The organism is Streptomyces sp. NPDC051211 (genome assembly GCF_040689505.1).
Lineage (GTDB): Bacteria > Actinomycetota > Actinomycetes > Streptomycetales > Streptomycetaceae > Streptomyces.
The window spans coordinates 199,913-204,669 of sequence record NZ_JBFBAV010000011.1; the positions used below are offsets into that span (position 1 = coordinate 199,913).

At 76.5% G+C, this 4,757-nt stretch carries 4 protein-coding genes; all 4 read left to right on the plus strand.

Annotation, left to right across the window (positions count from 1 at the left end):
• On the plus strand, nucleotides 1-1,192 hold a 1,192-nt coding region (locus AB0447_RS14395; RefSeq protein WP_366476938.1), incomplete at its 5' end, for an ADP-ribosylglycohydrolase family protein.
• The gene (gene rbsK, locus AB0447_RS14400; RefSeq protein WP_366476939.1) at nucleotides 1,189-2,100 is read left to right on the plus strand and encodes a ribokinase; all 912 of its coding nucleotides are present in this window, start codon (nucleotides 1,189-1,191) and stop codon (nucleotides 2,098-2,100) included. The genes AB0447_RS14395 and rbsK, both read left to right, overlap by 4 nt.
• A 197-nt stretch (nucleotides 2,101-2,297) precedes the next feature.
• Nucleotides 2,298-3,515 carry a CoA transferase gene (locus tag AB0447_RS14405; RefSeq protein ID WP_366476940.1) on the plus strand — a complete coding sequence of 406 codons (1,218 nt, stop codon included), beginning with the start codon at nucleotides 2,298-2,300 and terminating at the stop codon, nucleotides 3,513-3,515.
• Nucleotides 3,512-4,327: a CoA ester lyase gene (locus AB0447_RS14410; protein ID WP_366476941.1), complete on the plus strand. Its 816-nt coding sequence runs from the start codon at nucleotides 3,512-3,514 to the stop codon at nucleotides 4,325-4,327. Before AB0447_RS14405 ends, AB0447_RS14410 begins: the two co-directional genes overlap by 4 nt.
• Nucleotides 4,328-4,757 lie beyond the last annotated feature (430 nt).

Genomic DNA, 4,757 nt, shown 5'->3' on the forward strand with positions numbered 1-4,757 from the left:
GTGGGGAAACAGCCCCGCAGGACCCCGCCCCACCGCACCGCCCCCGGCCGACCCCCGGCGCCCACCCGGCCAGGCCGCAGCCGCGCAGCGGGGGCAGGGGGTGCGGGCCCCGGCCGGGGGGTTTGTGGGGAGGTTGGAGGCCGGGTGGGTCGGGCGGGCCGTCGGGTGTCTGTTGGGGAAGCCCGTCGAGAAGCTGCCCCTGCACGCCATCCGCGCCCTCGCCCGCTCCACCGGCAACTGGCCACTCGACGACTGGTTCACCGCCGAACGCGTCCCGGCCGAGCTCCTCGCCGCCCACCCCTGGAACCGCCGTTCCGCCCCCACCTCCCTCGCCGAGAACATCGACGGCATGCCCGAGGACGACGACCTCAACTACCCCCTCCTCAACCTCCTGTTGCTCCAACGCCACGGCAAAGCCTTCACCACCGCCGATGTCGCCCGCCTGTGGCTGGACGAGCTGCCGGCCGGCCGGACCTTCACCGCCGAGCGGGTCGCCCTGCGCAATCTCCTGCTCGGGCTGGAGCCCCCGCTCACCGCCCGCCACCGCAACCCCTTCCGCGAGTGGATCGGCGCGCTGATCCGCGCCGACGTACACGGCTGGACCAACCCGGGCGACCCGGCGCGGGCGGCCGCCCAGGCGTACCGGGACGCCGTCCTCACGCACACCGACAACGGCGTGTACGCCGCCCTGTTCGCCGCGGCCGCGATCGCCACGGCGGCCGGCGCCGGCGGCAGCGGCAGCGGCAAGACGGACGTGCACACCGTGCTGCGGGCCGGCCTGGCCGTCGTACCGCCCCGGTCGCGGCTCGCCGAGGCCGTCCGCGACGGGATCGATGCGGCGGGCCGGCACACGGACTTCGACGACGTGGTGGACCATCTGCACCGCCGCTACGGGCACTACCACTGGGTGCACGCCGTCCCCAACGCCGCCCTGATCGCCGCCGCCCTCACCCACGCCGACGGGGACTTCACCCGGTCCGTCTGCGGTGCCGTGTCGGGCGGCTGGGACACCGACTCGAACGGCGCCACCGCCGGCAGCATCGCCGGACTGCTGGCCGGCTCCCCGGACCGGATCCCGCACCGCTGGACCGCACCGTTGAAGAACCGGCTCGCCACCACCGTGCCCGGATTCGACGGCGTCGGCTTCGACACGCTCGCCCAACTCACCGCACAGGAGGCAGCCCGCTCATGACGGCCATCGCCGTGCTCGGCAGTACCAACATGGATCTCGTCGCCTACGTCCCCAAGGCCCCGCGGCTCGGGGAGACCGTGACCGGCCGCGAGTTCCGCACCGTTCCCGGCGGGAAGGGCGCCAACCAGGCGGTCGCCGCCGCCCGCAGCGGCGGGCGGGTGACGATGATCGGGGCGGTCGGGACGGACGAGTTCGGGATCCGGCTGCGGGCTGCGCTCCGCTCGGCCGGGGTCGCCACGGAAGGCCTGCGCACCGTCGAGGGGGCCAGCGGCACCGCTCACATCACGGTCGACGACGAGGGCGGGAACTCCATCATCGTGATCCCCGGCGCCAATGCCCGGGTGACCGGGCTGGAAGCGGATGACGAGGCCCGGATCGCCGCCGCGGACACGCTGCTGCTCCAGCTGGAGGTGCCGCTGTCCGCCGTCACCGCGGCCGCGGCCGCCGCCCGGGCGCACGGCGTACGGACGGTGCTGACGCCGGCGCCCGTCCAGCCCCTGCCGTCGGCGCTGCTGGCCGCCACCGACCTGCTGGTGCCCAACGAGCACGAGGCGGCCGCCCTGACCGGGCTCACCGACCCCCGGCAGGCGGCGGAGGCACTGCTGCAGGACGTACCGGAGGTGGTGATCACGCTCGGCGCGGCGGGTGTGCTGTACGCGGCCCGCGGGCGCGGGGCGATCACCGTGGCGGCGCCAGCGGTGCGGGCCGTGGACACGACGGCGGCCGGGGACACCTTCGTGGGCGCACTGGCCGTGGCCCTCGGCGAGGGCCGGCCGGTCCGGGAAGCCCTGGCCTGGGCGTGCGGTGCCGCGGCGCTGTCGGTGCAGCGCCCGGGAGCCCAGGAGTCGATGCCGCCCCGCACGGAAATCGACGCCGCCTCCTCCCCGGCCGAGGACGGCCCGGCATGAACGGCACCGCACCCGAAGCCGCGCCCGGCGCCGCCGCGGGACCGGCAGCGGGGGCCCCTGCGGACGCCGCCGCGGAGGCCGGGCCGGCCCGGGGACTCCTGGCGGAGGCCTCCGCGAGGGCTCCCGGGCCGGGCCGGGAGCCCTCAGCCCGCGCCGCAGCGGGGCCCGGGCCGGCCGGTGAGCCCTTGGCCGGTGCCGTGGCAGGGCACGAAGCGGAGGACGGGCCGGTCGGGGGGCCGCTGGGCGGGTTGCGGGTGCTCGATCTCGCCACCTTGTTCGCCGGTCCGCTCGCCGCCACCCTGCTCGGCGACTTCGGCGCCGAGGTGATCAAGATCGAGCATCCGGAGCGGCCCGACCCCTCCCGGGGTCACGGCCCCGCCAAGGACGGCATCGGCCTGTGGTGGAAGCTGCTCGGCCGCAACAAGCGGACCATGACCCTGGACCTGTCCACCCCGGGCGGCCGGACCACTCTGCTCAGGCTCGCCGCCACCGCGGACGTGGTCATCGAGAACTTCCGGCCCGGGACTCTGGAACGGTGGGGCCTGGGCTGGCCTCAGCTGAGCGCCGCCAACCCGCGCCTGGTGCTGGCCCGGGTCACGGGATTCGGGCAGGTGGGCCCGTACGCCCACCGGCCCGGCTTCGGCACCCTCGCCGAGGCGATGAGCGGGTTCGCCGCCATCACCGGGGAGCCGGACGGGCCGCCCACCCTGCCGCCGTTCGGGCTCGCCGACTCGATCGCCGCGCTGACCGCCGCGTACGCCGTGATGACCGCGCTGGCCGGTCGCGACCGGACCGGCCACGGCCAGGTGGTGGACCTCGCCATCATCGAGCCGATCCTGACCGTGCTGGGCCCGCAGCCGCTCTGGTACGACCAGCTCGGCTACGTGCAGCCGCGGACCGGCAACCGGTCCACGAACAACGCGCCCCGCAACACCTACCGCAGCGCGGACGGCCGCTGGCTGGCCGTGTCCGCCTCGGCCCAGTCGATCGCGGAGCGGGTGATGCGGCTGGTGGGACGCCCGGAGCTGATCGCCGAGCCGTGGTTCGCGACCGGCTCCGGGCGGGCCGCGCACGCCCCCGTCCTCGACGAGGCGGTCGGGGCGTGGATCGCCCGGCACAAGGCGGAGGAGGTGGTCGCGGCCTTCGAGGAGGCGCAGGCGGCGGTGGCCCCGGTGTACGACGTACGGGACGTCATGGCCGACCCGCAGTTCGCGGCCCTGGACACGCTGACCGAGGTCGACGATCCGGAACTGGGGCCGCTGCGGATGCAGAACGTGCTGTTCCGGCTGTCCGGGACGCCCGGGGGCATCCGCTGGGCGGGCCGCCCGCACGGCGCGGACACGGACGCGGTCCTGACCGAACTCGGCCTGTCGCCGACGGACATCGCCCGGCTCCGGGAGGAGGGCTCGCTGTGATCCTGACCTGGCTGTACGTTCCCGGCGACCGGCCGCAGGTGGTGGCGAAGGCACTCGCCGCCGGGGCCGACGCGGTGATCGTGGACCTGGAGGACGCGGTACCGGTCTCCCGCAAGGAGTACGCGCGTACCGCCACGGCGGAGCTGCTGGCTGAACGGCCGCCGGTGCCGGTGCACGTCCGGATCAACGCGCTGGACTCGCCGTGGGCGGGGGCCGACCTGACCGCCCTGACGGGGTTGCCCGGGCTGGCCGGGTTCCGGCTGCCGAAGGTCACCGCCCCGGAGCAGATCGTCCGGGTGGCCAACCGGACGGGCGGGGTGGCCCTGTACGCGCTGCTGGAGTCCGCGGTGGGGGTGGAGCGCGCGTACGAGATCGCTCGCGCGCATCCGGCGCTGCACGGGCTGGGGCTGGGCGAGGCGGATCTCCGGGCCGACCTGGGGGTGTCCGCCGACGCGGGCCTGGACTGGCCGCGCTCCCGGGTGATCGTGGCCGCCCGCGCGGCCGGTCTGGCTCCGCCGGCCCAGTCGGTCTTCCCCGACATCCGCGACGTCGCCGCGCTGGCGGCCTCGTGCGCGCACGGGCGGGCCCTGGGGTTCCTGGGGCGGGCGGCGATCCATCCGCGGCAGCTGCCGGTGATCGAGCGGGCCTACCTCCCGACGGCGGAGGAGGTCACGGCCGCCCGCGAGATCGTGGGGGCGGCACGGCGGACTCCGGGGGCGGTGGCTCTGCCCGACGGGCGCTTCGTCGACCCGGCGGTCCTTGCGGGCGCCGAACGCATCATGACCCTGGCCTCCCGCACACCCCCGGCCTAGCCCGCCCGGCCGCCGCGGGGTCCTGGCCCCTCCCGCCGGGCCGAACACGCGGCTCGACCGCCGGGGGCGCCGCCCCGGACCCCGCGCCTCAATCGCCCGCGGGGCTGGAATTGCCGCTGCACGACGACCCGCCCGAACTGGATGTGCCTCTGCGGGCGGCCGTGTGCGGCGCTGCCGTTCCGGGTGCGCGGCCGTGTGCGGCACCGTTGCGGGGGCGCTGCCCCCGAGCCCCCGCGCCTCAAACGCCGGCGAGGCTGAAATCCCGCTGCGCGGCATCCCAGCCCGTAGGGGCCGGAGGCCCGGCTGGATGCGCCCCCTGTCCGCTGCCGAGTGCGGCGCCGCTCCCGGGGGCCGGCCCGCGGACCCCCGCGCCTCAAACGCCGGCGGGGCTGGAGTTGCCTGCGGCAACCCAGCCCGCAGGGCACCCCCA